This window comes from Kordiimonas sp. SCSIO 12603, assembly GCF_024398035.1.
GTDB lineage: Bacteria > Pseudomonadota > Alphaproteobacteria > Sphingomonadales > Kordiimonadaceae > Kordiimonas.
On sequence record NZ_CP073748.1, the window covers coordinates 701,035 to 727,750 of the forward strand.

Annotated in this window: 27 protein-coding genes; 12 read left to right on the top strand and 15 right to left on the bottom strand. The window is 47.5% G+C overall.

Annotated elements, in window-relative coordinates:
- Window positions 1-4: 4 nt before the first annotated feature.
- Window positions 5-958 (top strand): xanthine dehydrogenase accessory protein XdhC, encoded by a 954-nt coding sequence (gene xdhC, locus KFE96_RS03225; protein WP_255834571.1) that lies wholly within the window; start codon window positions 5-7, stop codon window positions 956-958.
- Here xdhC and KFE96_RS03230 read toward each other — a convergent pair.
- Entirely contained in the window at window positions 955-1,884 is a 930-nt protein-coding gene (locus tag KFE96_RS03230) for a LysR family transcriptional regulator (protein WP_255834572.1), read from the bottom strand. The two genes, xdhC and KFE96_RS03230, sit on opposite strands and share 4 nt — an antisense overlap.
- A gap of 587 nt (window positions 1,885-2,471) precedes the next feature.
- On the opposite strand from KFE96_RS03230, the gene KFE96_RS03235 reads away from it, so the two are divergent.
- Window positions 2,472-3,671 (top strand): urate hydroxylase PuuD, encoded by a 1,200-nt coding sequence (locus KFE96_RS03235; RefSeq protein WP_255834573.1) that lies wholly within the window; start codon window positions 2,472-2,474, stop codon window positions 3,669-3,671.
- The gene (locus tag KFE96_RS03240; protein ID WP_255834574.1) at window positions 3,671-4,168 is read left to right on the top strand and encodes an ureidoglycolate lyase; all 498 of its coding nucleotides are present in this window, start codon (window positions 3,671-3,673) and stop codon (window positions 4,166-4,168) included. Before KFE96_RS03235 ends, KFE96_RS03240 begins: the two co-directional genes overlap by 1 nt.
- On the opposite strand, the gene KFE96_RS03245 is transcribed toward KFE96_RS03240, so the two are convergent.
- Window positions 4,155-4,469: a hypothetical protein gene (locus KFE96_RS03245; RefSeq protein ID WP_255834575.1), complete on the bottom strand. Its 315-nt coding sequence runs from the start codon at window positions 4,467-4,469 to the stop codon at window positions 4,155-4,157. The two genes, KFE96_RS03240 and KFE96_RS03245, sit on opposite strands and share 14 nt — an antisense overlap.
- 83 nt (window positions 4,470-4,552) lie before the next feature.
- Between KFE96_RS03245 and KFE96_RS03250 the strand changes: the two genes are divergently transcribed.
- A complete protein-coding gene (locus KFE96_RS03250) occupies window positions 4,553-5,398 on the top strand; it encodes a DMT family transporter (protein ID WP_255834576.1) in 846 nt (281 codons plus the stop codon).
- 20 nt (window positions 5,399-5,418) lie between these two features.
- On the opposite strand, the gene guaD is transcribed toward KFE96_RS03250, so the two are convergent.
- The 5 genes from guaD to KFE96_RS03275 form a co-directional block, all read right to left on the bottom strand.
- Window positions 5,419-6,717, bottom strand: a complete 1,299-nt coding sequence (gene guaD / locus KFE96_RS03255) for a guanine deaminase (RefSeq protein WP_255834577.1) — start codon at window positions 6,715-6,717, stop codon at window positions 5,419-5,421.
- A 213-nt stretch (window positions 6,718-6,930) separates the two neighbouring features.
- A complete protein-coding gene (locus KFE96_RS03260) occupies window positions 6,931-7,452 on the bottom strand; it encodes a PAS domain-containing protein (protein WP_255834578.1) in 522 nt (173 codons plus the stop codon).
- Between the two features lie 73 nt (window positions 7,453-7,525).
- Window positions 7,526-8,302 (bottom strand): GNAT family N-acetyltransferase, encoded by a 777-nt coding sequence (locus KFE96_RS03265; RefSeq protein WP_255834579.1) that lies wholly within the window; start codon window positions 8,300-8,302, stop codon window positions 7,526-7,528.
- Window positions 8,303-8,353: 51 nt separating this feature from the next.
- Entirely contained in the window at window positions 8,354-9,301 is a 948-nt protein-coding gene (locus KFE96_RS03270) for a hypothetical protein (RefSeq protein ID WP_255834580.1), read from the bottom strand.
- Between the two features lie 81 nt (window positions 9,302-9,382).
- On the bottom strand, window positions 9,383-10,555 hold the full coding sequence (locus KFE96_RS03275; protein ID WP_255834581.1) for a glycosyltransferase family 1 protein: 1,173 nt from the start codon (window positions 10,553-10,555) through the stop codon (window positions 9,383-9,385).
- Between the two features lie 434 nt (window positions 10,556-10,989).
- Between KFE96_RS03275 and KFE96_RS03280 the strand changes: the two genes are divergently transcribed.
- Entirely contained in the window at window positions 10,990-11,181 is a 192-nt protein-coding gene (locus KFE96_RS03280; RefSeq protein ID WP_247020989.1) for a (2Fe-2S)-binding protein, read from the top strand.
- A 38-nt stretch (window positions 11,182-11,219) separates the two neighbouring features.
- Here KFE96_RS03280 and bfr read toward each other — a convergent pair whose 3' ends face one another.
- Window positions 11,220-11,699: a bacterioferritin gene (gene bfr, locus KFE96_RS03285; protein WP_255834582.1), complete on the bottom strand. Its 480-nt coding sequence runs from the start codon at window positions 11,697-11,699 to the stop codon at window positions 11,220-11,222.
- 241 nt (window positions 11,700-11,940) lie between these two features.
- On the opposite strand from bfr, the gene KFE96_RS03290 reads away from it, so the two are divergent.
- The 4 genes from KFE96_RS03290 (at window position 11,941) to KFE96_RS03305 (ending at window position 14,230) form a co-directional block, all read left to right on the top strand.
- Complete coding sequence (locus tag KFE96_RS03290; protein WP_255834583.1) at window positions 11,941-12,597, top strand: glutathione S-transferase; 657 nt, start codon at window positions 11,941-11,943, stop codon at window positions 12,595-12,597.
- Between the two features lie 62 nt (window positions 12,598-12,659).
- Window positions 12,660-13,085 (top strand): OsmC family protein, encoded by a 426-nt coding sequence (locus KFE96_RS03295; RefSeq protein WP_255834584.1) that lies wholly within the window; start codon window positions 12,660-12,662, stop codon window positions 13,083-13,085.
- 66 nt (window positions 13,086-13,151) lie between these two features.
- Entirely contained in the window at window positions 13,152-13,538 is a 387-nt protein-coding gene (locus KFE96_RS03300) for an MbcA/ParS/Xre antitoxin family protein (protein ID WP_255834585.1), read from the top strand.
- Window positions 13,538-14,230, top strand: a complete 693-nt coding sequence (locus KFE96_RS03305) for a hypothetical protein (protein ID WP_255834586.1) — start codon at window positions 13,538-13,540, stop codon at window positions 14,228-14,230. Before KFE96_RS03300 ends, KFE96_RS03305 begins: the two co-directional genes overlap by 1 nt.
- A gap of 47 nt (window positions 14,231-14,277) precedes the next feature.
- Here KFE96_RS03305 and KFE96_RS03310 read toward each other — a convergent pair whose 3' ends face one another.
- The gene (locus KFE96_RS03310) at window positions 14,278-16,071 is read right to left on the bottom strand and encodes an aminopeptidase P family protein (protein ID WP_255834587.1); all 1,794 of its coding nucleotides are present in this window, start codon (window positions 16,069-16,071) and stop codon (window positions 14,278-14,280) included.
- Between the two features lie 183 nt (window positions 16,072-16,254).
- On the opposite strand from KFE96_RS03310, the gene KFE96_RS03315 reads away from it, so the two are divergent.
- A complete protein-coding gene (locus KFE96_RS03315) occupies window positions 16,255-18,339 on the top strand; it encodes a S9 family peptidase (protein WP_255834588.1) in 2,085 nt (694 codons plus the stop codon).
- Between the two features lie 48 nt (window positions 18,340-18,387).
- Here KFE96_RS03315 and KFE96_RS03320 read toward each other — a convergent pair whose 3' ends face one another.
- The 4 genes from KFE96_RS03320 to KFE96_RS03335 form a co-directional block, all read right to left on the bottom strand.
- Window positions 18,388-18,831, bottom strand: coding sequence for a TIGR01244 family sulfur transferase (locus KFE96_RS03320; RefSeq protein WP_255834589.1), 444 nt, complete (start codon window positions 18,829-18,831; stop codon window positions 18,388-18,390).
- A gap of 15 nt (window positions 18,832-18,846) precedes the next feature.
- Window positions 18,847-19,476, bottom strand: a complete 630-nt coding sequence (locus tag KFE96_RS03325) for a DNA-3-methyladenine glycosylase (RefSeq protein WP_255834590.1) — start codon at window positions 19,474-19,476, stop codon at window positions 18,847-18,849.
- Window positions 19,476-19,736: a hypothetical protein gene (locus KFE96_RS03330; protein ID WP_247020968.1), complete on the bottom strand. Its 261-nt coding sequence runs from the start codon at window positions 19,734-19,736 to the stop codon at window positions 19,476-19,478. Before KFE96_RS03330 ends, KFE96_RS03325 begins: the two co-directional genes overlap by 1 nt.
- Window positions 19,737-19,892: 156 nt before the next feature.
- Window positions 19,893-21,548, bottom strand: a complete 1,656-nt coding sequence (locus KFE96_RS03335; RefSeq protein ID WP_255834592.1) for a serine hydrolase domain-containing protein — start codon at window positions 21,546-21,548, stop codon at window positions 19,893-19,895.
- A 124-nt stretch (window positions 21,549-21,672) separates the two neighbouring features.
- Here KFE96_RS03335 and KFE96_RS03340 point away from each other — a divergent pair, with 124 nt between their 5' ends.
- Window positions 21,673-22,344 carry a nitroreductase family protein gene (locus KFE96_RS03340; protein WP_255834593.1) on the top strand — a complete coding sequence of 224 codons (672 nt, stop codon included), beginning with the start codon at window positions 21,673-21,675 and terminating at the stop codon, window positions 22,342-22,344.
- On the opposite strand, the gene KFE96_RS03345 is transcribed toward KFE96_RS03340, so the two are convergent.
- Together KFE96_RS03345 and KFE96_RS03350 are read right to left on the bottom strand one after the other, a co-directional pair.
- Window positions 22,341-23,186, bottom strand: coding sequence for a MipA/OmpV family protein (locus KFE96_RS03345; protein ID WP_255834594.1), 846 nt, complete (start codon window positions 23,184-23,186; stop codon window positions 22,341-22,343). The genes KFE96_RS03340 and KFE96_RS03345 overlap by 4 nt on opposite strands.
- Before the next feature lie 208 nt (window positions 23,187-23,394).
- On the bottom strand, window positions 23,395-24,783 hold the full coding sequence (locus KFE96_RS03350) for an MATE family efflux transporter (RefSeq protein WP_255834595.1): 1,389 nt from the start codon (window positions 24,781-24,783) through the stop codon (window positions 23,395-23,397).
- A gap of 175 nt (window positions 24,784-24,958) precedes the next feature.
- On the opposite strand from KFE96_RS03350, the gene KFE96_RS03355 reads away from it, so the two are divergent.
- Window positions 24,959-26,710 carry an OPT family oligopeptide transporter gene (locus KFE96_RS03355; protein ID WP_255834596.1) on the top strand — a complete coding sequence of 584 codons (1,752 nt, stop codon included), beginning with the start codon at window positions 24,959-24,961 and terminating at the stop codon, window positions 26,708-26,710.
- Window positions 26,711-26,716: the final 6 nt, after the last annotated feature.

Sequence of the window (26,716 nt, forward strand, 5' to 3'; positions counted from 1 at the left end):
CCTGATGCAAAACTGGCTTACGAGTGCACAAGAGCTTTATGCGCGCGAGCGGCGCTTTGTGCTCGTAAGTGTGGCCGCTGATCGTGGTTCCGCGCCGCGCGGTGCTGGTACCAAGATGCTGGTTTCTGAAAACGAACTTATCGGCACTATTGGTGGTGGTAACCTTGAATTTCAGGTGATTGAGCAGGCTCGTAAGCTGCTGGCAGCTGAAGGTGGACCTGACTATATTTTCCAGAATTATGCGCTTGGGCCGCTTCTTGAGCAGTGCTGCGGTGGCAGTGTGGATATTCTTCTTGAGCGTATAGAAGGTTTAAGCGCCAAGTTCCTTCGGGGTGTACAAACCAACACGTTGAAAACCACATTTGAAGGTGGAAAGCTTTCCAAAGTGTGGTTGGAAGAGAAAGCGGATACTGAATTTACCTTTTATGGTGAAACTGGGGAGCCGCTGGATGGTGCCGTTAAAGCGGCATCTTATCTTCTTGAAATAAGTGCCAGCAAAAGTTTTCCTCTTATCCTGTTCGGTGCCGGGCATGTGGGCCGGGCGACTGTGAAAATTCTTGCTGATCTGCCGTTTCATATTACCTGGGTGGATAGCCGTACGGCCGAGTTTCCGGACGATGTTCCTGCGAATGTAACACCGTGTCTTACAGATGAGCCTTTATCTGTTATTGCGAGCGCACCTGAGAATACCTTGTTTGTCATTTTCACCCATAACCACCAACTGGATTATGAACTAACAAAGGCTATTCTTGAGCGGCAGGATGCAAAATTTTGCGGGCTTATTGGCTCTGCAACAAAGCGTGCACGCTTTGAAAACCGTTTGCTTCGGGAGCGGGTAATAACAGAAGAAGAGCTTCATAGACTTACCTGTCCGATCGGGATTGCAGGCATTACTGGAAAAGAGCCTGAGATTATTGCCGCATCGCTTGCCGCACAGCTTTTGCAAGTGATTAACTAAGCAATGGCACTTTCAGGAAGCTTTTCCTGAAACAGTGGTTCTGCTTTTACCCTGTCTACCAGATAATCGAGAAATACCCTCAAGCGCGGTGGTACAAATGTATCGTATGGGTAAAGCGCAGCAATATAGCTGTCATCGGTCATATGCTCGGTAAGCACCGCTTTCAGCCTGCCTGCTTTTACATGTTCTGCCACTTCCCAATATGGTTTCAGAACGAGGCCAGCGCCAGCCAGTGCCCAGTCCGTCAGTACCGCGCCGCTATTGCTATCAAGTGTACCCGCAAACTGCATTTCGTATGATCCGCGCTTGTCCATAAACCGCCAGCGATATTGCCGTGAACCGGGGAAGCGCAGCATCAGGCAGTTATGGTCTACCAGATTATGCGGTTTCTTGGGGATGCCGTGTTTCGCAAGATATTCGGGCGAGGCAAAAATATAACGGGGGCTGGGGCAAAGCACGCGGGCTTTAAGGCTGCTGTCTACCAGAGGGCCAACCCTGAGGGCTATATCCATGCCGTCAGTGAGCACGTCCACAAGCGCATCTGTCATTCGGTATTGAAGCCGGATATCAGGATAACGAGCAGAGAAATCAGGGATCATGTTGGTGACGAACTGGTCCCCAAGTGCCGAGGCGGCTGTTAATCGAAGCACCCCTTTAGGCGCACTGTCATCTTCTACGATCCGGCTTTCGGCTTCTTCCACCCGCCGAATGATATCAAGGCAGTCTTCATAATAGCGACGGCCAGCATCGGTTGCTGTAACTTTGCGGGTAGTACGCACAAAAAGGCGCGTGCCTAAATGGTTCTCAAGCCTAGCAATGCGGCTGCTTACAAGGGCAGGGGACATACGCAAACTGCGCCCGGCCTGGGAAAAACTCCCTTTCTCAAAAACGGCTATAAACACCGGCATATCATCGAAAACACTCATGTTTTTCTATTATCAAATATTTTTTGAAAAACATACAGAAATAATGGGATTATCATAAATGAGGGAAAGATATACATAGAGGCTTCCAACTGATGGAACCCCCTAGGTGAGAAGAGGTAGGGTACGTCTGCGGAAACAAACATAGTGCTGCATGCAGCAAAATGATCAACCTATCCCAAGCATTGATCATTTTTGTTCCGAGTAGTTTCGAGTAACGCTAAGCTCCGTATGTTAGGCGATGCTGTTAAGCGCATAATGATTGTTTCCATTTGAGTGTGTAGGAGGCCCCCAATTCTCCTCAAATACTCGGTTCGTAGTGGTGTATGGACAATGCGCTCTGCCTCTTCCACCTCCCTTTTCCATTTTTGGCCTTTTCTGGTCTTGGCCTTTTCTGGCTCTTACAGTTGATGAATATTCCAGTATCGCGTTTGTTTTGGCGCACATTTCCCCACGAAAGACCAAAGCGGAAAAGCGTTGGCAAAATTAAACAGGCTTTAATCTGCCTGTGTTTAGAGTAAAGCGCTTGAGGAGCCTGTAGCCAACAACAGGTAGCGCGGGAGACGGCATTATGCCGATGGGAGAGTATAATGGAGCTTGATATAGCCCCTTGGTTAAACATGGCCATTCGCTGGTTGCATGTTATCACCGGTATCGCTTGGATCGGTTCATCCTTTTATTTTGTATGGCTGGATAACAACCTTGAAGACCCCAAGGAACCCAAGAAGGGTATGTCCGGGGAACTGTGGTCCGTGCATGGTGGTGGGTTTTACCACAAACAGAAGTATGCTGTAGCGCCTGAACAGATGCCTGATAACCTCCACTGGTTCAAGTGGGAAGCCTATTTCACCTGGATGAGCGGTTTTGCTCTGCTCGCTGTGATTTACTATTATGGTGCTGAACTTTTCCTTATTGATAACAGCAAAATGGTGCTTACCCAGTGGCAGGCAATCGGTATCAGCCTCGCTTCTATCGTAGGTGGCTGGGTGGTCTATGACGGTCTTTGTCGCAGCCCTGTTGGACAGAACAATAAGTTGCTTGGTATCATTTGGTTCAGCCTTCTAACAGCGGCAGCGTATGGCCTCACACAAGTTTTCTCTGACCGTGCAGCATACCTTCATGTTGGGGTGATTGTTGGCTCCGCCATGGCCTTTAACGTGTTTATGGTGATTATCCCCAATCAGAAGAAGGTGGTTGCTTCCCTGATTGCAGGTGAAAGCCCAGACCCGCGCCTTGGCCAGATCGGCAAGCAGCGTTCTCTCCATAACAACTATATGACATTGCCTGTACTTCTGATGATGGTGAGCAACCATTATCCCATGACATTTTCAAACCCCTATAACTGGGTGATCCTTGCGGGGCTCGCGATTGTCGGTGTGCTTATTCGCCATTTCTTTAACCTGAAGCACAGAGGTCAGACCAATTATGCACTTCCATTTGCGGCTGGTGGCGTGTTTATTCTCCTTATGATGTTTGCAAGCGATATGGAAGCCCGCGAACGAAAGGCCCTTTCTAAGGGTGTTGAGGCTTCATTCAACCAAGTGCAGATGCTGGTGACAAAACACTGTGCAAGTTGCCACGCTGCAAATCCAAGCCACGAATCTTTCGAGGAAGCACCAGGTGGGGTGATGCTTGATAAACCACAATTTATTATCCAGCACGGCCCGCGCATTATGGAGCAGGCGGTGAAATCAGATATTATGCCGCTTGGTAACGAAACCGGTATGACCGATGAAGAGCGTGCTATTCTAGGTAAGTGGATTGAAAATGGCATGAAGGTGGATGATTGATGCGTACCATCAAAGCAGAACCGCTTACCGCAGAAGCATTTGCGCCGTTTGGTGATGTGATTGAGGCATCAGCGGGAGCAGAGCAGTTTTCCATCAATTACGGGAATACCACCCGTTTTCATAATTTGGCGGATGTGGATGTCTCCGAGGAAGAAGGCAGTGTGTGCGTGAATATTTTCCGCACCAAACCTCTGCCGCAGCCCATTATTGTAAAGTTGATGGAATATCATCCACTGTCCTCACAAGCTTTTATTCCTATAGGCGATCAGCCTTATTTAGTGGTGGTTGCCGAAAAGGGTGAATTTAAAGCAGAGAATCTGCGTGTGTTTCTTGCAAGCGCTGATCAGGGCGTGAATTACCATGCGGGCACATGGCATCATTTCTCACTGGCGCTGAATAGCCAGAGCGATTTTCTGGTGATCGACCGGAAAGGGAAAGGTGATAACTGCGTGGAGCACGAACTGACCCACGATGAACAGGTGACTATAAGCCTATAATCTCTTTTAGTTCAGCGCGTTGATCATATAACTGTTTGGCTTCAGGTTCGATAATGATCTGAAGCTTTTTATCCAGTTTTTCCAGTGCTTCAATATTCCAATGTTTTCGTTCTGGGCCGGTTGGGTAGGCTTCCAGTGTATTGGCTAAGCCTTCTATCCTCCGCATTAATCCAGAAGGTTTGCGGTGTTCGGCAATATACAGGGAATAGATGTTTTTGATCTGCTCGGAAAAACATATCCAATCCTGCTCTTCATAGGCGGCTACAAAAGCTTGGTATATTGTTTGCTCCTTGGATTTCAAAATATTACCCCACAATGTTGGCCAAGTGTTTATACACAAAGAATTTAGTCTTAGCCTTCGTGATCCGTGCTACATCACACCTTATGCGTATCATTCTTTTAACAGCTTTAGCCATGATATTTTTCGCCGCCAATTCGGTGCTAAACCGGTTGGCTCTTGCAGAAGAACTCATCAACCCGGAAGCTTTCCTGCTGATTAGGATTGGATCTGGCGCGTTGTTTCTGTTGTTGCTTTTGAAGATGAAAGGGCTTTTTAAAGGCCTTTCAACGCTCAAGTTTAATGCCATGTCCGTGGGTGGGTTGGCGCTATACGGTGTCGGTTTCACCTTTGCTTACATGGTTTTGGAAGCTGGCTTTGGTGCGCTCCTTTTGTTTGGTACTGTGCAGATCACTATGTTTGTTGGCGCTATTTTAAAAGGCAGTAGGCCGCGTGTGTTGCAGTGGCTCGGTGCATTTATTGGTATGGTCGGGCTGGTTTATGTGATTAACCCTGATACCGGAGGTTTGGACCTGTTTGGTGCCGGGTTGATGGTGCTTGCAGGTATTGGCTGGGGGTTTTATTCGCTCGCAGGGCAAAAAGCCGAGAATGCTCTTATTGCCACCACAGCTAGCTTTGTGTGGACAACCCCGGTTGCTCTTCTTGTGTGGCTATCTTCAAATGCGGGCGCTATTGCAATGGAAGGGGCCGTGCTTGCCGCTATATCTGGCATTATCACATCAGGGCTTGGTTATGTGGTGTGGTACCGGGTGCTGCCGGAACTTGATACCAGCGTAGCGGCGATTGTGCAGCTTACCGTGCCGCTTATCGCCATGCTTGGCGGTATCGCCTTTATTGGCGAGATATGGACGCTGGATTTCACTATTGCGTCCATCCTTGTGCTTGGCGGTATTGCGCTTTCGCTTCTTGGCGGAAAGCGGCAGCAAAGTTAAACCCTGCCGTTTAGCTTGCTCTATTTGGTGTGCTGTAGTTCACCTGCCACATAGGTGTGGCCGATGGTGCGGTCATCCCCAAGCATGGAAAGTACAAACAGCGTTTCGTGAAGATCACGACAGTTTTTAAGGCGGCGCTCCAGAAGCGGGGTGCCTGCAAAATCAAGCACTAGGAAATCAGCTTCTTTGCCCGCTTCAAAGCTACCCACTTTATCGGCCATATTCAGTGCTTCGGCACCGCCAAGAGTTGCCAGATAGAAGGACTTGAATGGTGTAAGCTTTTCCCCCTTCAGGTGGCACACCTTGTAGGCTTCGTTCATAGTCTGCAGGAGAGAGAAACTGGTACCAGCACCAACATCTGTGCCCATACCGACGGTTACACCGTATTTCTCTGCCTGTTTCAGATCAAACAGGCCACTGCCGAGGAACAGGTTAGAAGTGGCGCAGAAGCTGATGGAGGCATCGGCCTCCGCCATGCGCTGGCATTCCTCTGCTTCCAGATGAATACAGTGGGCGAACACAGATTGGTTTGTTAGCAGGCCAAACTTTGCGTAGGCATCTAGGTATCCATCACAGTCAGGATACAGTTCTTTTACCCATTCAATTTCAGAAACATTTTCTGAAAGGTGCGTGTGCATCAATACATCTGGATATTCAGCAAGCAGTTTGCCGGCGCGTTCCATCTGGTCATCAGAGCAAGCTGGCGCGAAGCGCGGTGTTACTGCGTAGCCGAGGCGACCTTTGCCGTGCCACTTTTTGATAAGCTCGCGGCTGTCTCTGTCACCAGATTCAGCGGTATCACGCACGCTTTCAGGTACATTACGGTCCATTAGTGCCTTGCCAGCCACAATGCGCATATTGCGCTTATAAGCTTCTGCAAACAGCGCGTCCGCAGATTCCTTATGCACGGTGCCGTAAACAAGCGCTGTTGTGGTGCCATTCTTCAACAGCTCGTTTACGAAGAAATCCGCACACTCTTCTGCGTGTTCAATATCGGCAAACTTTGCTTCTTCCGGGAATGTGTATTTCTCAAGCCAATCAAGAAGTTGTTCACCAAAAGAGGCGATCATATCAAGCTGGGGGAAATGGATGTGGGTATCAATAAAGCCGGGCACAATCATATTGCCGGAATGGTCAATAATCTCTGTACCTTCAGGAAGTGTTTTCTCAATATCCGCTCGGTTGCCAGCACGCACGGTGATGCCGTCATTCACAAGGAGCATACCATCTTCGAAATATTCGTGTGCGTTATCGATACCGACCACGCTTGGGTCAGCGGTCATGTGAAAAACAGAAGCTTTATACGCTTTAAGAGCCACGGGGTTTCCTTCCTGCTCTAAAATACACATTGTGCCTGTGAAACTTGGGCCAGACACGACAAAGCAGCGCGAAACCTGAGCACAGATTTGGCGCTGCTTTTGATTAAATTACTGCATTCCTGACTGTTTGGTCAATCAAATATTTACGCATTTATGCAGGCCTGATGAACGTATTCATAAATCCATTTGAAAATCATAAACTTGATAGCAGAATCAAACATTCATTGATTTCACATCCACACAAACAAGTATTTTGATGACATCCATATTTTCATCAAACAGAGGTGAATATATCGCGTGAGCTTCCATAAACAGACGGTCCTCACAAAAACCTGGCGTAACACCAAGAATGGGCTGTTTTTCTTCAATCACTAAGCCTGAAGTGCGGTAAATACGCTTTACGGCGTTTTTATTGGACATGCTTTCAATGAACTTGCCGCCAATCTCCCCATAGTAGGAAGCAACGTGCCCGCCGATCAGTTTCACCAGCAGCTGGAAGCCATCTGGCTCTTGAGGAACTACATCCATCAATACAACGCGGTCCAGAAATCGGGTCATGTTTCTGGGTTTGATATCTTCTCTTGAAGGTCTTAGACCCTGATTTCTGAGAGCATGCCAGTGGTTGTAAAAGAAATCAGCAGCACGATTTTTACCGAGAATTTCTTCACCGCGATATAGGGTTTGCGCCCCAAATCGAGTGTTTGAGGCGACCTGTTGATTTGAGATATTCAGCAAAAATCAGGTCCCTTAAAATAATTTAACCATATTTAAGGTAGCTGAAATTTCTTAAAGAAGTGTTCAGGGTTGTTTACTGGGGCTCAGCAAAGTCCAGACACCAACAGCTACCAAGCTTTTTAAAACCTGCCCGTTCATAGATACCTGCACCGTCTGCTGTCGCCTGCAAGGTGAAGTTTTTGGCTCCAGCCTCTGTTGCTGCATCAAACACGGCTTCAAACATGGCCGAACCAATACCTTTACCCTGAAGGGAAGGACGCACCGCTACATCAAAGATAGAGGCGGTATCGCCTGTGAGCAGGAAGCTGCCAGTGGCGATAGGGCCGCCATCTTCATAGGCAACCAGATACTGAAGCGGTAGGTTTTTAACGGCTGCTTCTTCCTGTGCCATATAGATGGACTGAACCATAAAACCTTCTTCGTTTTCACCGAAGATTTCTGCGAGAACAGTGCCTGCTGCGGCGAGATGAGCACTGGATGTAGCATGAGCTACAGTGAGTGCTATTTTTGGTTTTTGTGGTACTCGGCTTTCAAGGGTTGCAGACATCACCAGATTTTCTTCTGCGGCCCCCAATAGCGGTGTCAGATCATCCAGCTGGCCTTCTTCCCAGCTCCAGATAGCAAAGCGGTTGTCTGCACCAAATACCGAGCGGCGGGCATGATCAACAGTTTCAACGGTTGAACGCTTGGCGTTCGGCTCCAAGGCGAGCACATTGAAGGTATCTGTTGAGCTACCGCTGAACACGGCGGTGGCGCCCATAATATCTTTCACGGTGAAGAGCGGGTCTGCTTTCTGCCACGCTGCGGCTTTTGCAATGAAAAGCTCACGGTTTGTTTTTATATCAATCATTTTTCTTCCTCAGTCGCGCAGAAGCTTCAGCATATGAGGTTCCAGATACGCTTATGCGCTCTGGGTTTCAAGGGGAATTGCGCGTTTCTGAGTGAAGCTGGTGATAATGAAGAATACAAGATTAAGGATTTGGTTCAAAGCACCTGCAGCGAGGAACATGCCTGCAACAGCTGCTGCAGGACCATCCACATAATGCATTAGAGTGATACCAAGCCCCGCGAACAACAAATCAGTGTTGGGAAGGAACGGTACACGGGTTAACACCATCTGTGCGGTCAACAGTAATATCCACGTATCAAAAGGGACATCTGGGAATACCACGGCCCACTGGCCTGCCTGCAGTAAGAGAATGGCAACCAACCGGCAGAGATGAATGAAAAATACCCGCTTTGCTTTCTCAGGCGGCAGGCCGAGGATACGGGCGTGATAACGCAGTACGATAGGTACAAGGAATAAACCAACAGCTACCGATAAGCCGATATAATATCCGTAATCCGGGTCTGCATCCGTTAGTACTTCAAGCTGCCCGGTCAGGAAAAAAGCTGCGAGCAACATCACTGTAAAACTGTTGGATGCGAGGGCTGAAAGGATATTGCTGTCCTTGACGGCAGACACCGCTGCCCGGCCTTTTTTTGCAAGGTTTTGGTGTGCCCAAAGCGCGATGAAGGCTTCGCCAGCATAGCTTACAATAGCCAGATTATAGATACGTGCTCGCAAGAAGACATCAAATCGGCCTTTTACGGCTTTGCCCCATATTTCCTGATAAACAAGCCATTCGCCAAGTGGCAGAGCAAAATACATAGCGAGGAACATGATATAAAACCACGGTGTGGTTGGGAGAGATTGCCAAACATCATCCCAGCCAATTTTCCCTAGCTTATCGAGCATATAATATAGCACCGCAAGCACGGCTAAAAGTTGAATGGCGCGCAGGAATAACTTCACCAGTGGGTTTTGCATCAAATCTTTTAATTTCGATACATCGAAGAATTTAGCCATATAGGATGTGTGCCTGCTTAATTGTACTTACCCCAAGACATAAGGCCTTGTTTCATAAGCTCATGTCAACTTGATGGATAATTACACAGAAACCTTAAAGGTTTTCATCACATGCTGATAATGCCCGATCACTTCACTGAGAATAATATCCCATGTGAAGGAACGGCTTTTCTCAATACCATTTTCCCGCATGCGAGCGTGAAGATTTCTATCCTCAATCAGAATAGCGATTTTATCCGCATATCCCTGAATGTCGCCGTACTCCACCAGAAAGCCGTTTTCGCCGTCTTTTACCAGGTGTGCGTTCCCGATGGAATTCGCACACACACATGGCAGGCCACTGGTCATGGCTTCAAGGGTAACATTACCGAAGGTTTCAGTGATGCTTGAGTTAAAGAAAATATCCGCACATGCATAAGCGGTTGAGAGGTCTTCACCGCTCAGGTGGCCAGTAAACACAGCATTCGGCAGCATTTTCTCGAAAGTTTCACGTTCAGGCCCTGCGCCAACAATAAGTGCTTGGTGTGGCACGCCGCGTTTCTCAAGTTCCTTAAGTGTATCTGCGAAATTCCCAATGCCTTTTTCCAGTACAAGACGACCGACAAAAGCGACGGTTACTTTATCATCGAAGAGGCCCATTTTCTGGCGCCAATCATCGCTGCGTTTTGAATAATGAAACAGATTTCGGTCAATTCCCCGGCTCCAGATACGAATATCTTTCGCCATATTCTGTGATTTCAGCAATTCCACCATGCCGTCTGTAGGCACATAAATCTGTTCGCACTTATGGTAAAAACGGCGCATATAGGATGTTACATATTTTTCAAGCCAGCCGAGGTGATAATAACGGAAATATGTGTCAAACCGGGTATGGAAGGATGCTACGGCGGGCACCTTGTTTTTCCGGGCCCAGCGCAGGGCCGATTGCCCAAGCAAATCTGGTGCAGAAAGATGTACGATGTCTGGATTGAATTTTTCCAGAATTTCTTGCTGCTTTTTCGGTAGGTACGGGCTGATACGGTATTCGCTTCTTCTGCCCGGGATTGCAAACGACGGTACCGAAACCAATGTGCCTTTATGCTTAAATGCTGGTTTATCTGCGGTTGGTGCGAAGATAAGAACCTCGATGCCCTGTTCTTCAAGATATCCTACCAGTTTATTGAGCGCACGCGCAGCACCGTCCATCACATAATTATAATTGCCGGAAAATAGCGCTATTCTGCGTGGTATCTGTGTTCCTGCGTCGTATGGCATTTATAGTCTCTCATGGCCGATAGGCTTCTTTTTTATAACCTTACACTCTCATATAGCTATAGAATGTGTTCAGTTTGTGAAAGTGCCTTCGGGTCGTTTCACAGCTGATTAAGCTGGTTTAGCTACTCTTACCTAATCGCTCCTCTAGCGGTTTAAGATTGCAGTTCCGTGAAACTCACTCGACACTGAAATCCTACCATAGTTAGCTCCCTTATGCACGAACGGTAGGAAAGCGCCTGTTTAGATGCGTGAAATGCTCAAATATTACATTGAATAGCAAAAAACTTTTGGTGTGGATTCAATAAGTTGATGGATTTTGAGCGGAAGAACCGCAGAAAACAGCGGTTTTTCCTTGAAATTTGGTTGACGGCGTCATATCTGTTTGATAATGATGCTGCGAACGGTTCGCATTATTGATTGGAGTTCAGCGCACCATGTATGTTTGTTTGTGCAATGGTTATACAGATAAAGAAATCCGCACAGCTGTTCGTGAGAACGGTGTAAGTACTGCGGAAGAAGCGTATCTGTCACTGGGCAATGGTTTTTGCTGTGGTGCTTGCACTGACTGCGCTAATGATCTCGTAAAAGAAGAGCTGCCAAACCAGCGCGTGCTCGCAGCGGAATAACAGCTCTCTTAATTCTTTCAGCTATATAGCCTTATATCTTAGTCCTCTGCAGGGGATGTTTGCAGTTGGATATAATTCTGAATGCCCATGTTCTCGAGCGACTGTAGTTGTGTCTCAAGATAATCAATGTGCTCTTCTTCAGATTCCATGATGCTCTTTAGAAGATCGCGGGAAACGAAGTCACGCACTTCTTCACAGTGTACGATAGCATCAGTCAGGTCTTTATGAGCGATATGCTCAATGTTCAGGTCGCATTCGAGAATCTCTTTTACATTCTCACCGATCTGTAATTTGCCAAGATCCTGCAGGTTTGGAAGACCTTCAAGGAATAGAATACGCTCAATCAGTTCATCAGCGTGCTTCATTTCATCGATGGATTCTTCATATTCTTTTTTACCGAGCTTATCCATACCCCAGTCATTAAGCATACGTGCATGCAGGAAATACTGGTTAATCGCTGTTAGCTCATTTTTTAGAATCACGTTCAAGTGACGGATTACTTCCTTGTCACCTTTCATATCTGCCTCCATAGGTCAAAGTTGCATTTATGATAGCAAGAGAAAGGGGCTTTGCCAACAAGTTTTCCTAGTTGCTAATTGGTCTTAATTACATGATTTTAAAGGGTTTTTTGTAATAATGAGAGTGCCTATTAACTGCGTTTTCCAGGCTCTTTTTATAGCTTTTTTTGCTGTGATTTTACACGTGAAAATATAGGCGGTATAAGGTGTGAAATTGAGATTTCAGGAAGCAGGATAGAGCGTGGATACACCAGTTTTATATAGTTTCAGGCGCTGCCCTTATGCCATGCGGGCACGCATGGCAATTTATGTGAGTAATCAGCAGGTTACCCTGAGAGAGATTGTCTTAAGGGATAAGCCCGATCATATGCTTGAGATATCCCCGAAGGGCACTGTGCCTGTGCTGCAACTACAGGACGGTAAAGTAGTGGATGAAAGCCTTGATGTAATGCTGTGGGCGCTTTCTAAAAACGACCCTGAAGGCTGGCTTGAGACTGAAAATGGCTCGAAAGAAGATATGCTCGCGCTCATTAAAGCCACAGAAACTGACTTCAAGCCGCATCTGGACCGTTTTAAATATTCTACCCGGTATGAAGATGTGGATCCTGCTGAGCATCAGAAACTGGCCCGGGATTTTCTGGGCCACCTGAATGGCAGGCTGGCGAATGGTCGTAGTTTGTTTGGTGAAAAACGTGCGCTTGCAGATTATGCCATCATGCCGTTTGTGCGCCAGTATGCAAACGCTGACCGCGCCTGGCGTGAAGAAAAAATCCACCCGCACACTCTCCGCTGGCTTGATGAGATGCTGGAAGAAGAACCTTTCACGCGCATTATGCAAAAGTTTCAGCAGTGGAAGCCTGAAGATACTGTGACACTTTTCCCTGATAATTCACTGTAAGCGATAGACTTGCGGTGATAAACAATATCCAATTCATTCATTAAGAGAGTTAAGAGGGCGATATGACAAGACAAGCAAAAGTTAGATGGGCTGGCGATATGACATTTATCGGTGAGTCCCCGAGCGGTCATTCTGTATTGATGGACAGTGGCTCTGAGAGCGGTGGACTTGATCATGCTATTCGCCCGATGGAAATGCTGCTTCTCGGTGCTGGCGGCTGTGCGAGCATTGATGTGGTGATGATCCTTAAGAAGGCACGTCAGGACATTAAAGACGTATGGGTTGAGCTTGATGGTGAGCGTGCAGAAGAAATGCCAAAATATTTCACCAAAATTCATATGCATTTTGTGGTTGAGGGTAAAAATATCTCTGAAAAGCATGTGGAGCGCGCGATCCAGCTTTCTATGGATAAATATTGCTCTGCTTCTGCTCAACTTGCGGCTCTGGCCAATATCACAACAGACTTTGAAATTCGTGAAGTAGACTAGCAATCTGTTGCAGTTTCAATGAATTATCAGTACTCTTCCCACTCACGTACTGGCGGGGAGAGTATTTTGGAATCGCGTCTCGATAACAAATTGCAGAATAAGCAGCTTGCTCCTCTCGGCCTTCGTGCCTTCTTTAAATTAGCGGAAAAATGGGGCCTTTCTGTTGAAGAACAGATGGTGCTTCTTGGCCAGCCCTCCCGCAGCACATTTTATAACTGGCGCAGTGAGAAAATCTCCGGTGTGCCACATGATACGCTTTCAAGACTTTCCCATATTATGGCAATCCAGCATGCGCTTCATACGCTTTTCAGCGATGATCAACAGGCGCTTGGTTGGGTGAAGAAACCAAATGATCAACTTGCAGGACAAAGTGCTCTGGAAAGGTTATTGGCTGGCGAAATCACCGATCTTTATGTGGTTCGTATGTATCTTTCAGGGCTTGCGCAATCCTGATGGTTAAGCTTGATATCAGATCAATTCCAGATAGCTTCTTGAAATGGCCTGCGGCATATCGTTTGAAACCTGCACGTGTTCCAGCGGATCATGCACTGAAGGGTTATGGTGAAGATGAGGCTGCTCTTGATGAACTTATTGGCCTTACAGCCCCCACGGGTCGTTGGCGAGATGGTAAAATCGCGTTGGAGCAGGGAACAGAGATAGGTACCGCCCCCGAAATTCTAGAGGGTTTTGCAAATCCTTACCCCGAATGGCGCTTCAATCCCCGTAGTCTGCCGCATATGGTGGTTGGTGATACGATTGAAGCAGCAGTAGCGTTTATATCTGAAATTTATGAGGCATTCCTGCGGGATACAAATCAGCCACCTTGTAGAATGAATTTTCTTCTAGAGCGTTATACACTTGAAGGCAGCTTCAAGGATGTGACGGACAAAGAAGTCTTTCCAGCATGTTATTCTACGGCTGATCACAGCGTATCTCAACAGGTGGCGGTGGATGTTGCTGCTTCTGGAAATGCTGGGCTGCTGTATGAAGAAGAGGGCGGCACAGTTGCCGTGGTTACGCAGGCAAAGGCACTTAAATGGCACGGACAGGAACGCGCGGTGGCGCTGGATTGGGATGGCACACATTTTACCCGTATGTTTGATTATCGCGGTCTTTACTGGCGGGATATTGTTACAAAAAAATAGCCACTCCAGTGGAAGTGGCTATCTTTGGAAGTTCTTGTTAGCGTTACTTAGCGCTCAATCGGTGCGCAAGCTTTTTCAAGCCAAACTCTGGTTTCTGCATCTACAAGGCTGTTCAGTTTTTCCCAAACATCCGCGTGATACGCATTCAGCCAGTTAAGTTCAATATCATCAAGAAGGTTTGCATCCACAAGGCGGCGTTCAATTGGTGCCCATGTAAGGTTTTCAAAACCAAACATACGGCGCTGTGGGTCCCCGCCAAGGTCCATTTCCTTTACAAGAACAAGGTTTTCAATACGAATACCGTATTCACCTTCTTTATAGTACCCCGGTTCGTTTGAAAGGATCATGCCTGCCTGAAGTGGAACTGGTGAACCAAATTTGGCAATACGCTGTGGGCCTTCATGTACCGCCAGGAATGATCCAACACCGTGACCTGTGCCGTGGTCATAATCAAGGCCAGCTTCCCAAAGCGGGCGGCGTGCGATGCTGTCCAGCATCATGCCTGCTGTGCCTTCAGGGAAACGGGTTAGTGTTAGCCCGATGTGGCCTTTGAGAACGCGGGTGAAACGGTCTTTCATTTCGTCTGTTGGTGTACCAACGATAACGGTACGGGTAATGTCTGTTGTGCCGTCCAGATATTGTCCTCCGCTATCCACAAGATAAATGCTGTTCATCTCAAGTTTGCGATTGGTTTCTTCTGATACTCTATAGTGGCAAAGAGCGCCGTTCGGGCCTGCACCCGAGATGGTATCAAAACTGCTGTCTTTCAGCATGTCGCGGCGTTGGCGGAATTCCCAAAGTTTGTCTACTGCGCTGAGCTCGTCGACAGTACCTTTTGGTGCTTCACCTTCAAGCCAGCAAAGGAATTCAGCGATAGCAGCGCCATCGCGAATGTGCGCATCGCGGGAGCCTTGTGCTTCTGTTGCGTTCTTAACCGCTTTTGGCAGGATACATGGATCTTGTCCCTCAACCAGCTTTGCACCGCTCGCTTTTAGAGTTGAGAAAACTTTGGCATTGTTACTTGCGCGGTCAACCAACACTGTTTTGCCTTCTGAACCCAGCTTTTCAAGCTCGCCATAAAAGGCAGTGCGCGGTTCAATGCGTACATTGTTGCCAAGGAACTGCTTCAAGTTGCTGTCGACTTTGCGTTCATCCACAAACAGAGTAGCCAGCTCATTCTTTTCCATGATCGCGAAAGCATGTGGTACTGGTGTGTTCAACACGTCTTTACTGCGAATGTTAAAGGCCCATGCAACGCTATCCAGCATGGTGATAACCGCGGCGTCAGTACCTTTTTTTGCAAGTTCAGCAGCTACATCAACACGTTTTTCTGATGCAGTTTTACCCGTGTATTCTGTATCGTGGCCGTAAACCAGTTCAAGGGATGGGTCTGGTTGATCTTCCCAAACACTGTCGATTGGGTTTGTATCAACCGCTACAAGCTCAACACCTGTGCCGTCTAGCGCCGCGCGAGCATCTTCTTCCCAGGCTACGGTTGCCAACTCAGGGTCATATCCAATGCGGTCACCAGCTTTGGAGTTATCCTTCACCCAGCTAAGCAGAGGGTACTGTTCGAAGTGGTGATGTTCCATGTGCGCAGTATCAACCTCTGCAGCAACCTGAATGGTGTAGCGACCATCAATGAAAACAGCTGCTTTTTCAGCCAGAACAACGCCGTTACCAGCAGAGCCCGTGAAGCCTGAAACCCATGCAAGGCGCTGGGCATAATTTCCTACGTATTCGCTCATATGCTCATCAGTGAGCGGTACGATAAAACCGGCAAGGTCGCGATTCTTGAGTTCGGCGCGTAGTGCAGCCAGATGTTGCGGATTTGTGGTCATAATATATGCCCCCTCACTTATTATTTTACGTTGGCCAGCCCTGACCCTTTTAGCCTACTTGGCAGCGAATGCAGATATTTGCAAGCGCTATCCCTTAGGCGGTGTGTAAGATTCTTCAAGTCTTTACACATTTGCATATGAGGCTTACCAGTAAGACAGTTTTTTACTCGGGAAAAGAAACATATGCTTAAAGCACCAGAAAGCCTAGCTGCACCAGCTGCTGCAACAAAACCTTATTCAGCTACTCATCACGGCAAAAGTTTTGATGATCCATACTTCTGGCTCAAGGACCCAGGATACCCTGAGGTGAAAGACGAAGAGATTTTAGGCTATCTGAAAGAAGAAAACGCATATTTTGAACAGGTAATGGAGCCTGAAAAAGCGCTTACAGATAAACTGTTTGAAGAAATTAAAGGTCGCATCAAAGAAGACGATGTTGGCGTGCCGTGGCAGGAAGGTAAGTATGATTACCGCTGGGCGTTTGCTGAAGGCACCCAGTACCGTATCTGGTACTACCGCCCACGAACGGAGAACCCTTTTGAAGGTGAAGGCTGGCAGGTGCTGCTGGATGAAAATGCCGAAGCGGAAGGTAAGGAGTTTTATAAACTTGGATCGCTGGCTGTTAGCCCGGACGGCAAATATCTAGCCTATAGTGCAGATGATAATGGGTCAGAGCGTTTTACAGCTAAGGTGCGTAATCTGGAGACTGGTGAAGATCTAGGTGATTCTATTGAAGAGACATCCGGTGAGATCGTTTGGGATAGCGCATCTACAAGTTTTGCCTATGTGAAAGTCTCTGCTGAATGGCGGCCATATCTAGTGAACCGGCACACGCTTGGTGCTGCGGAAGATCAAAAGATTTTTGAAGAAGAAAACACCAGTTTCTTCGTGCATATCCGCGCTACATCATCTGATCAGTATCTGATTATTCGGTCCGCTGATCATGTAACTGCTGAAAATCATATGGTGCCACTTGATGATCTTTCGAAAGTGCCAGAATGCTTTGCTGCGCGCCGCGATGGGCATGATTATTATGTGGATCATGGCGGGCAGGCGCTTTATGTGCGCTCGAACAAAGGCCATAGAAATTTCTGTGTGTATGAAGTGCAGGCTGGTGGTATCTCTGAAGATCACTGGATACCAGTGATTGAAGGCAGTGATACTCGTTACCTTCACGGTATGCAGGTGTTTGATGGCTTCCTCGCGCTCCAGGATAGGCTGGATGGCCTTGATCAGATATATATCTGGCGCGGTGGTAAAGGTTCTTACGTGGAATTTCCTGAGCCAGTATATGAGGTAGGTCTTGGTGGCAATGCGGAAGCTGCCCAAAAGTTTGTACGCCTTGCTTATAGCAGCATGACCACACCTCCAACGGTGTATGATTGGGATATAGAAACCGGTGCCCTTACCGTTCGGAAAGAACAGGAAATCCCAAGCGGTTACACCAAGGAAAACTATGCCTCTGAACGCAAGATGATCACCGCGCGGGATGGTACTCAAATCCCGGTAAGTATTGTGTATCATAAAGATTGGAAAAAGGGGTCAGGCGCTCCGCTTCACCTATATGGGTACGGGGCTTACGGCCTTGGTATGAGCCCATCTTTCTCAAGTGCGCGTCTCTCGCTTTTGGACCGTGGTTTTGCCTATGCTATTGCCCATATTCGTGGTGGGGATGAGCTTGGCTATGGTTGGTATGAAGCGGGCAAACTGGAACGCCGCACTAACACATTTAATGATTTTGTCGATGTAGCACGTGCTTTGACAGATGAAGGTTATTGCGCAGAAGGTGGTATCAGCATTTCCGGCGGTAGTGCAGGTGGTGAGCTTATGGGAGCTGTTGTTAACCAAGCGCCTGAGCTATTTGCAGGCTGTGTGATGCATGTACCATTTGTTGATGTGCTTAACACCATGCTTGATGCGGACCTGCCGCTTACACCTATCGAGTGGCCAGAATGGGGGAACCCAATCGAAAGCGCTGAGGCATATGATACAATCGCGGACTACTGCCCTTATTCAAATGTTGAAGCAAAAGATTACCCGCCAATGATGGTGACAGGTGGTTTGAATGACCCGCGTGTCACATATTGGGAACCGGCGAAATGGACTGCTAAAATGCGCGCCACTAAAACGGATGACAATCTTTTGGTGATGAAAATCAACATGGGTGCCGGGCATGGCGGTAAGTCAGGCCGGTTTGAGCGTCTTTGGGAAGTGGCCGAGGAATATACCTTCGTTTTGAAGGCTTTCGGGCTTAATAAAGAAAAATAACCGAACGATCGTTAAATATTGGGGCGCTACTGTGACGCCCCATATTCTTTAAGCTGAGGTGTTCAGTTCACGGATATGATCAAGTGATGCTTCCATCCCGCTTAAGTCATAGCCTGCTGTAGAACCATTAGCGATAATCTCTTCGTTAGCTAATTCGTTTGTAAGTGCAGAAGCCAGCGCCCAGATATTGCAGGAGCGTGTTCCTGTGCGGCAGAAAGCTAATATTTTCTCGTTTCTTTTTAGCTCATAGTTCATCTGCATAACTTTGTTGAGGGTAAGGTCTGTGCCCGCAAAAGGAATATGTAACCACTTTATACCAGCTTCGTTTGCGTAAGCTTCTAGGTCAGCATTTGTAGGCTGGCCAAGTTCTTCGCCATCCGGGCGGTTATTGATAAGCAGAGTGAAGCCTTGTTCTTTTGCTGCATCAATATCAGCCGTTGTGATTTGCGGTGATACCGAAACGGTATTTGTTACTTGCCTGAAATCTGTCACTCTCAACTCTCCATCTTAAAATGGCGCATTAGAATAATAATGCCATGATAATAGCGCCATCACACTGCGGTATGGTTTCCAGCGTTCGCCGAGCTTTTCAGCTTCTTTTTCCGTAGGGCGCTCTTCCAAGCCAACAATACGGCCAATACCCACCCGAACTGCAAGGTCACCAACAGGCCATATATCTGTACGGCCCAACGAGAACATAAGATACATATGTGCAGACCAAACGCCTAAACCTTTTACTGATGTAATGGCCTTGATTGCTTCTTCGTCGTCCATGTGTGGCAAAGCTGCTATATCAAGCACGCCGGATTCAATAGTTTCGCAAAGTGAACGTAGATATTTAATCTTCTGCCTCGATACGCCTGCTTCCCGCAAGGCTTCATCGGACTGTGCGGCATAAGCGCTGGCGTCAGCATCTTCACCGACGAGCGCCTGGACGCGCGCCCAAATAGAAGCAGCTGCTTTCACGGAAAGCTGTTGGCCCATGATAACTCTTACAAAAGTATTCAAACCTTGAGGATTTACCCGTTCTCCCGGATAATCTACCAGTTCAATCGCTGCTTTCACGTTACTATCTGTTTCCGCAAGCTTATCTAGCTGAGCTTTAATATCCTCAGGGCCTAGGCCAAAATTCTGCATTATGTCACCATATGTTCCAGAAAAACATTTTTCACAAGAGGCTGTGATTTCAATTGTTTCTGGATAGCACGAGCATTTCTTTCCGCCAAGCTTGGTACAATAACGGTTACAATCATACTGTCATGTTCCTGCCGTGTTGCAGAAACCTTGGCAGGTGTAATATCGCTCTGAGTGAAAGGGCTTAATGCCTGTTCAAGTGATGTTGGGCTGCTTGTAAGCAGGATATCAAAACGGTTTGTAAATTCAAACGGCGCGGTCATGGCGCGCTACTCCTATAAACGATGTATGTAAGGGTCGAACGATAGTGCCCCGGCTTCCAGTGGAAACCGGGCGGATCATTCGCTTACACATGCGTTTATATGCGCCAGTTCTTGTCATGGGCGGGACCATAATATGGCGACACTACGGAATCAAGCCTAATAGGCGGAAAATTCTCCGGCCAGTCCCCATGCCACCATAATCAGGAACATGGCGAAAGCTGCAACGCTCAGTAACGCGAGGTGTAGAGGTACAAAAAGGATAGCTTTCCCTGCTGGTACCTTGTTTTGGCGGGTGAAGGATATAGCAAAGAGCGGTAAGGATAGAATAAGAGCCAAGCCCACATTCATGAAAAATCGCCATAGGTTGATAAGCCACGGCATCTGCCAGTCAAAAAGAACAGTTGGCCATACTGTATATTCAAGCACGATAGAAGCCGTGACCAGAAGTGTACCGACACTGCCAAATTGCCCCATCCTGCGCCATGGCTTTTCAAAGCTTGGCTTCACATAGAACAAACTGGAGAAGAGAACGATGAGTACGAAAGGTACAGCGGTTATCACCATTGTTTTGTTACCAAGCGGTCCTACGTAGCGGTAAAACTTATCACCCATAAGCATGTAACCACCTTGTTTAAATGGGCTAAAAAGTACTCCTTCTCCCGAGGGCGAAGCGTAGGTGAAAGCTGCTGTGCGGTGATAAGTCATTTGCCTGATACCATCATCAATGATGACAGTGCCGTCACCTCTGTCACTGAGGTCGAGTGTATCATCACGAATAAAGTTTATACGGTCCTTGAACCAGGCGGACGGCTTATCTGCTCTTACATATAGCCCGCTAAACCGTGCAGTTGAATAGAGCGCTTCCAACTCTTTTTGGCGACTGTCTGTCTCTACTGGCAGGAAGCTATTCTCAACTGTAGTGCTAATCGCGTTGAGATAAGCGTCTGTAGGGCATCCAATTTTAATGAAAGCAACATCCCCCGCTGGATAGGCCTGAAAGAAGATACCTTTCTCACAATCGGTTCCCGCAGGCTCAAGCCATAAGCGATTATTTGCCCGTTTTTGAACGCCTGCCAATGTGCGGGCATCTGACATAGGATGCATGCGCCAGCTATGGTGTTTGATCAAGAAATCATGAGTATAACGCTGTAAAAAAGGCGCCCCTTCTTTTGTACGGTTTCGGATAAGAACACGCACAATTTCGGCTATGGCTTGGCCGTTTGCCTTCATGTCTAAAAGGTTTTGAAACGGCGATGGGGTAACTACTTCCGGCAATTTAATGCTTTCTATCGGCAGCCCGAGTGGGTTCAGGAGATGTGTATAAATTACCGTGTCGATTGAGGTGCCAGTAGAGCGTTCCAGTAGTTTAATTAACACCAGCCAACCGACAATATCATCATGAGCCATTTGGCCTGCGGTACGAAGTTCTTTGGCATAATAACGGAGAGGGCTGCTGCTGTTTTGGATAGGTACCGTAGCAAATCCTGCGGTTTCCGTTAAAAGGTGCTGAAGGGTTACCTGTACTTTGAAAGGGTTGTCTTCAAGTATTTCAGGTAGATGACGCGCGACAGGATCGTTGATATCGAGAAGGCCGGCCTCTGCAGCTCTAAGTGCTGTGAGGGCAAGAATGGTTTTCGCTGTTTTTCCTAAAGAGTAGTAGCGGTTTGCCGTTTCCTGGGTGAGGCCATATGTAAGCGGCCCATTGACAAAAAAACTGCTCTCTGAAACTAATTGGTCGCGAAGGGATGCTTCAAGGTTTTGTGGAGGAATGGCGATAGATTGTGTTTGGGCGGCAGATGTGAACATCTGCATACACAATAATATTACCAGCAATATCCAACAGCGCATGTTAGCAAGCCCATGAGTTTGAAAGTGATTTGTGGAATATAAACATATTCTGCACAGTAATGGCGAGGGGCCATTTCGGGGAAGTGATATGAAAGCAGAAAAATTTGTACCTCTTGAAGGCTTTGACGTGAAGGATGGGGAAACCATGACTGCGCGTTCCAAAGAGTTTTTCGAGATGATGAAAAACCGCCGCACGGTTCGGGAATACTCTGACAAGCCAGTCCCAAGGGAAGTAATTGAAAATGCGATCCTGACTGCGGGTCGGGCACCAAGCGGCGCTAACAAGCAACCGTGGCATTTTGCTGCTATTTCAAGTGCTGAAGTGAAAACTGCTCTTCGCGAGGCTGCAGAAGAAGAAGAACGTGAATTTTATGGTGGCCGTGCATCTGATGAATGGCTCAAGGATCTGGAGCCGTTTGGAACGGATGCTAACAAGCCTTTCATTGAAACAGCGCCGTGGTTGATTGCTGTATTCCGTGAAACCTATGGCTTGGATGAAGAAACAGGCGAGCGTTCAACCAATTATTATGTACATGAAAGTGTTGGTATCGCGTGTGGTTTCTTGCTTGCTGCCCTCCATAATGCGGGTCTTGCAACACTGACACACACACCGTCCCCAATGGGTTTCCTGAGCAAGATTTGCGGCAGACCAAACAATGAAAAACCTATTATGCTAATTGTGGCTGGTTACCCTGAAGAAGGCGTTCAGGTGCCGAACATTGATAAGAAGAGCCTCGAAGAAATCTCTACCTGGATTTAGAAGCTGAATACTAGGCCTGTACCAACGATAAACTGGTTGCTGGAACCTGCATCAGCAACCAGCGGGCTATCTGAGGCACTCCCTACAATCTTGCCGTATGATACAAGGCCAACAAGGCGGGTGCTTTTGTTGACAGTATAAGAACCAATTAAGTTGGTAGTGACATCATAAATACCAGATGAAGCCTGATACGTATCAAAGCCTTTTACGGAATTCTGAGCTTGCTGTTCTGTAATGCCAAATTGTGTCATGGCAGTTTGGTCATCTTGCCAGCGAACGCGCGCACTTAAAAGCGCAACGAAATTTTCTGATTTATAGATACCATGTCCGGCGGTTACCTGGATGTTACTTTTGATGCCAGACCCCAAACCGTGGCGGTATTCGGCTGTCAGGAAGCCAGATTTATATTTCGCCCTTACATAACCACCTACTTCAAATGTAGTGTTAATATCGCCAAGGCCTTCAAGGAATGCGTTGGATTCTTCCGCACGGCCAAACCTTAGGTTCAAAAGGGGGCCAGCTTCAAAATGCTTGGTACGGATCGGGCTGAAAGTTAGTTTGCTACCAGATAGGCGCCAGCTATCTTTATAGCGAATATCAAGAAGTGGTACGGCTCTTAGTGCATAGTTGTCTGAACCAATATAATCAGGGGTGAAGCCCACACCGAAACCGATTTTCGCATTGACATTATCCAGACCAAGTTCATCTGGCCACAGCAGGTCAACACCCTGCTGCAGCAGGTCAACAGCACCGCCCAAAACCTCGCTAACATTAAAATCATCAGCAGTGGATGGGGTACTTGCCAGTGTAATAAAGCTTAAAGCAGTGAGAGTTTTTTTCATTGCTGTTGTCCTGTATCTAGCGGGCAAAATGCTATCAATCCGATTAATAAGCCTGAATATTAAACTGCCTTAGAAAGGTAAATTTAAGGCAAATAGCGATAAAAATATGGCACTTTTTATTTGGCGCACAGATAATAACTGTACGCAGAATGTCAAGAGTTGCCGCGGCATATAGGCCGTTTTATTCAGATTCCGAATATAGCCTGTTTTATTCGGTTTGCATCGTGGCTGGTTGTCGCACCAGATACACAAAACGTGCGATTTGAAGTATCCAGGAAACTACGACGCCTACAAAGGTTCCGACCATCAGGCCCTTGAAACCCATTTCAAGCGGGAAGGTAAAAATATAGCAGGCAGGCAGCATTACTGCGATGAAAGAAAAGCTCTGCAGGTAGGTTGGCCACCATGTTTCCTTAAAGCCTCGGAGCATCATGGCAGCCACCATTTGAGCAGCATCAAAAATCATCCCGAACGTTGCTACAAAAATCACAGGTATGAGAAGTTCAATAATGCGTATATCATTGGTGAATATCCCGAGAAGAGGTGCCGGGAACGCGTAAATTGCTGCAGAGAAGGCACCGCAGACGATAAAATTCAGGATTATCCCGGAAATAGAGGCAAGAACTGTGTCTGCCTTGTCTTTACGGGAAAATGCAATGCCAACACGAACTGTGGTTGCCACACCAATGCCAATGGCAATCATGAGCGGAATACCAATCACCTGATAAATCACCCCGTGAGCTGCCAGAGGTACTGTACCAAGCCAACCTGCGAATACTGCAAGGGCGCTGAAGGCAAGTACTTCAGCGGCGAGGGATACAGCAGATGCATACCCCATCTGGCGTTGATCAGACCATTCAGCCCATTTCTGTGTTACCTTTTCACGGATTTGGTATTTATCCTTGATACTTGGCATAAACCAGATGTAGCCAAATACTGAAGCCGCCATAAACCAGCGTACAATTGTTGACGCCCAGGCTGAGCCCTCTGCACCTAATTCTGGAAAGCCAAAATGGCCAAAGATTAAGGCATAGTTGAAGACCACATTCACGATGTTTGCAGCAATCATCATGTAAAAACCGACCTCCGCACGTTTGATACCCTCTAAGAAGGATGTGCAGCAGAAGAAAAGCAGGTGTCCCGGCAGGCCGATAGCCAGAATACGTACGAGAAAACCACTGGTTTCTGAATCGGTTTGACTTTGCCCTAAAAGTTCAAGCCATAGAGGAGCAGGCAGACAGGCAGCAACAAGGAACAGGCTGATCAAAAATGTGAAACTTAGGTTTCGTTTCCACACTTTACCGGCACCGTGGTAATCATCCATACCAATAGCATTAGCCGTGTATACAGTAACACCAGCCAATAGTCCCATACCTACAACAAGTGTGAACATAATCACTGATTGGTTTGCTAGGTTAAGCCATGCCAGATGCTGCGTTGCATAGTGGCCCACCATGGCAATATCCACCATCGCAAGGCCGAACAGACCGATACGTGTCATAATTGCAGGCACCGCCAAACGTAGCAATTCGCTGAAGTGGCGCTTCAGGCGCTCACGTAACCACGCAAGGTTAATCTTGTTTTCTGCAGAAGACATGGAGCTTATCCTCAAAACCAACCTGATAGTGTAATTTTTGTTCTCAGGCTCGCAACTTTCTTATCATTATGTTACTGCTAGGCCTGTTTGGCGCAACATGCAAGGGCTGTTGTTCTTAGGGAGAGCAATTATATGCTGCGCCGTTTGTTGAATAACTTTCCGGGGGAGGGACAGCATGTCTGATCAGACTGCTTCTCAGGCTGGGCCAATTACAAAAGGCGCCTATCCTGAACTTACACCGCATGCAGTTATTGTGGGCTATTTCCTTGGCGCTATTATCGCGCTTTCAATTGGTTATGCTTCACTAAAACTGGGTTTCTCAATTGAAGGCTCTGAGCTTGCAGCTATTCTGGGCTTTGGTATTTTGCGGGGCATATTGCGCCGCCGCTCAATTGTGGAAAATAACGTAACGCAAACTGTGGCTTCTGCTGTGAATGGTGCATCATCGGGGATGATGTTCTCTGTGCCTGCGATCTTCATTTTGGGTTACGGCTATGATTTTAACCCATATGTGTTGACGTTCGGGGCAATTGCAGGTGCTTTCCTCGGTATTGCATTCATCATTCCGCTCCGGAAGCAGATGATTGATTTTGAACGTTTCACATACCCGGGTGGTGTGGCGGTTGCTTCCATCCTGAAATCACCGGGTGCAGGTGTGGAAAAGGCAAAATTGTTGGTTGCGGGAGCGTTGGTTTCTGCGGTGGTTTATTTCTTCTCCGATGGCGCTGACCTTGAGCTTTTCAATATCATTAACGATGTAGTGGGATCTGAAATCCTACCACCATACTTGAATGGTGCTTGGTATATTTCACTGCTTACAATCGGTGTTGGTTTTATTGCTGGTCGCGGTGGTGTGGCTTTCATTATTGGTGGTTATGTATGTTACTGGCTGTTGGCGCCGATGCTTGATCTCACAGGTATGCTGCCAGTGGTGGACGGTGTGAAGGTAACTGACCCGGGTACGCTCCGTGTAACTTTGTTCCGCCCAACAGGTATTGGTATGCTTATCGGTGGTGCTGTGATCGGCGTGATGTTCGCACTGCCGCTCATTAAATCTGCCATTAAGTCTATGCAGTCTTCAGCGAAATCTGAAAGCGCTATGAGCGCTGATGAGATGCCGATTAAGCTTCTTTATATTGCGGTGGCGGGTGCTGCTATCCTTCTTGGCGTTATGGCGATTACAGCAAACGAGCAGGTTGGTTTCGCACGCGGTATTATGATGGCTGTTCTTGGTACGCTTTGGATATGGATGGCAGGTATCATTCTTTCGGAAGCCATTGGCCGTACGAACTGGTCACCACTCTCTGGGATGACGCTGATTGCGGTAACGCTTTTGATTATTATCACACAGAGTTTTGGCGGCATGGATACTGGCCCGGCGATTGTAGCGGCTATCACTGTGGGTGCCGCCACTTGTGTGGCTATGAGCCAAGCGACAGATCTGATGCTTGATCTTAAAACCGGTTATCTGGTTGGTGCCACACCGCGTATGCAGCAGATGGGGCAGTTCTTTGGTGCGTGGCTTGGCCCGATCCTGATCATCGTACTGATTTTTGTACTAAATGATGCTTATGGCCTTGGTTCAGATGAATTGCCTGCGCCGCAAGGCGAAGCACTTGCCTCTATGGTGAAGGGTATTACGGGCGGTGACGTACCAACTGAAAAATATGTAGCTGGCGCAGCGCTCGGCGGTCTTTTAACGGCTCTTCAAGGTGGGCTCGGTATCACTGTTGGCCTTGGTTTCTATCTGCCGTTTAATATCGTGTTGACCTACAGCCTTGGTACACTTCTTCGCGAAATTTCTGATCGCAAAAAAGGTAAGGTTTGGTCTGATAATTACGGTATTCCAATTGCAGCGGGTATGATTGTCGGTGAGGCGCTCGTGGGTGTGGTTAAAGCCGTTTTGATTATCTTGGCCGCGAACTAGGGAGAA

Coding starts and splice junctions, on each gene's coding strand:
- KFE96_RS03345 (WP_255834594.1), bottom strand. CDS start 23,186: ATGAAAAAAACTCTCACTGCTTTAAGCTTTATTACACTGGCAAGTACC.
- KFE96_RS03335 (WP_255834592.1), bottom strand. CDS start 21,548: ATGCAGATGTTCACATCTGCCGCCCAAACACAATCTATCGCCATTCCT.
- KFE96_RS03295 (WP_255834584.1), top strand. CDS start 12,660: ATGACAAGACAAGCAAAAGTTAGATGGGCTGGCGATATGACATTTATC.
- KFE96_RS03330 (WP_247020968.1), bottom strand. CDS start 19,736: ATGACCGCGCCGTTTGAATTTACAAACCGTTTTGATATCCTGCTTACA.
- KFE96_RS03270 (WP_255834580.1), bottom strand. CDS start 9,301: ATGGCTAAATTCTTCGATGTATCGAAATTAAAAGATTTGATGCAAAAC.
- KFE96_RS03230 (WP_255834572.1), bottom strand. CDS start 1,884: ATGAGTGTTTTCGATGATATGCCGGTGTTTATAGCCGTTTTTGAGAAA.
- xdhC (WP_255834571.1), top strand. CDS start 5: ATGCAAAACTGGCTTACGAGTGCACAAGAGCTTTATGCGCGCGAGCGG.
- KFE96_RS03350 (WP_255834595.1), bottom strand. CDS start 24,783: ATGTCTTCTGCAGAAAACAAGATTAACCTTGCGTGGTTACGTGAGCGC.
- KFE96_RS03240 (WP_255834574.1), top strand. CDS start 3,671: ATGCGTACCATCAAAGCAGAACCGCTTACCGCAGAAGCATTTGCGCCG.
- KFE96_RS03355 (WP_255834596.1), top strand. CDS start 24,959: ATGTCTGATCAGACTGCTTCTCAGGCTGGGCCAATTACAAAAGGCGCC.
- KFE96_RS03280 (WP_247020989.1), top strand. CDS start 10,990: ATGTATGTTTGTTTGTGCAATGGTTATACAGATAAAGAAATCCGCACA.
- KFE96_RS03250 (WP_255834576.1), top strand. CDS start 4,553: ATGCGTATCATTCTTTTAACAGCTTTAGCCATGATATTTTTCGCCGCC.
- KFE96_RS03265 (WP_255834579.1), bottom strand. CDS start 8,302: ATGATTGATATAAAAACAAACCGTGAGCTTTTCATTGCAAAAGCCGCA.
- KFE96_RS03315 (WP_255834588.1), top strand. CDS start 16,255: ATGCTTAAAGCACCAGAAAGCCTAGCTGCACCAGCTGCTGCAACAAAA.
- KFE96_RS03340 (WP_255834593.1), top strand. CDS start 21,673: ATGAAAGCAGAAAAATTTGTACCTCTTGAAGGCTTTGACGTGAAGGAT.
- KFE96_RS03325 (WP_255834590.1), bottom strand. CDS start 19,476: ATGCAGAATTTTGGCCTAGGCCCTGAGGATATTAAAGCTCAGCTAGAT.
- KFE96_RS03310 (WP_255834587.1), bottom strand. CDS start 16,071: ATGACCACAAATCCGCAACATCTGGCTGCACTACGCGCCGAACTCAAG.
- KFE96_RS03235 (WP_255834573.1), top strand. CDS start 2,472: ATGGAGCTTGATATAGCCCCTTGGTTAAACATGGCCATTCGCTGGTTG.
- KFE96_RS03275 (WP_255834581.1), bottom strand. CDS start 10,555: ATGCCATACGACGCAGGAACACAGATACCACGCAGAATAGCGCTATTT.
- bfr (WP_255834582.1), bottom strand. CDS start 11,699: ATGAAAGGTGACAAGGAAGTAATCCGTCACTTGAACGTGATTCTAAAA.
- KFE96_RS03305 (WP_255834586.1), top strand. CDS start 13,538: ATGGTTAAGCTTGATATCAGATCAATTCCAGATAGCTTCTTGAAATGG.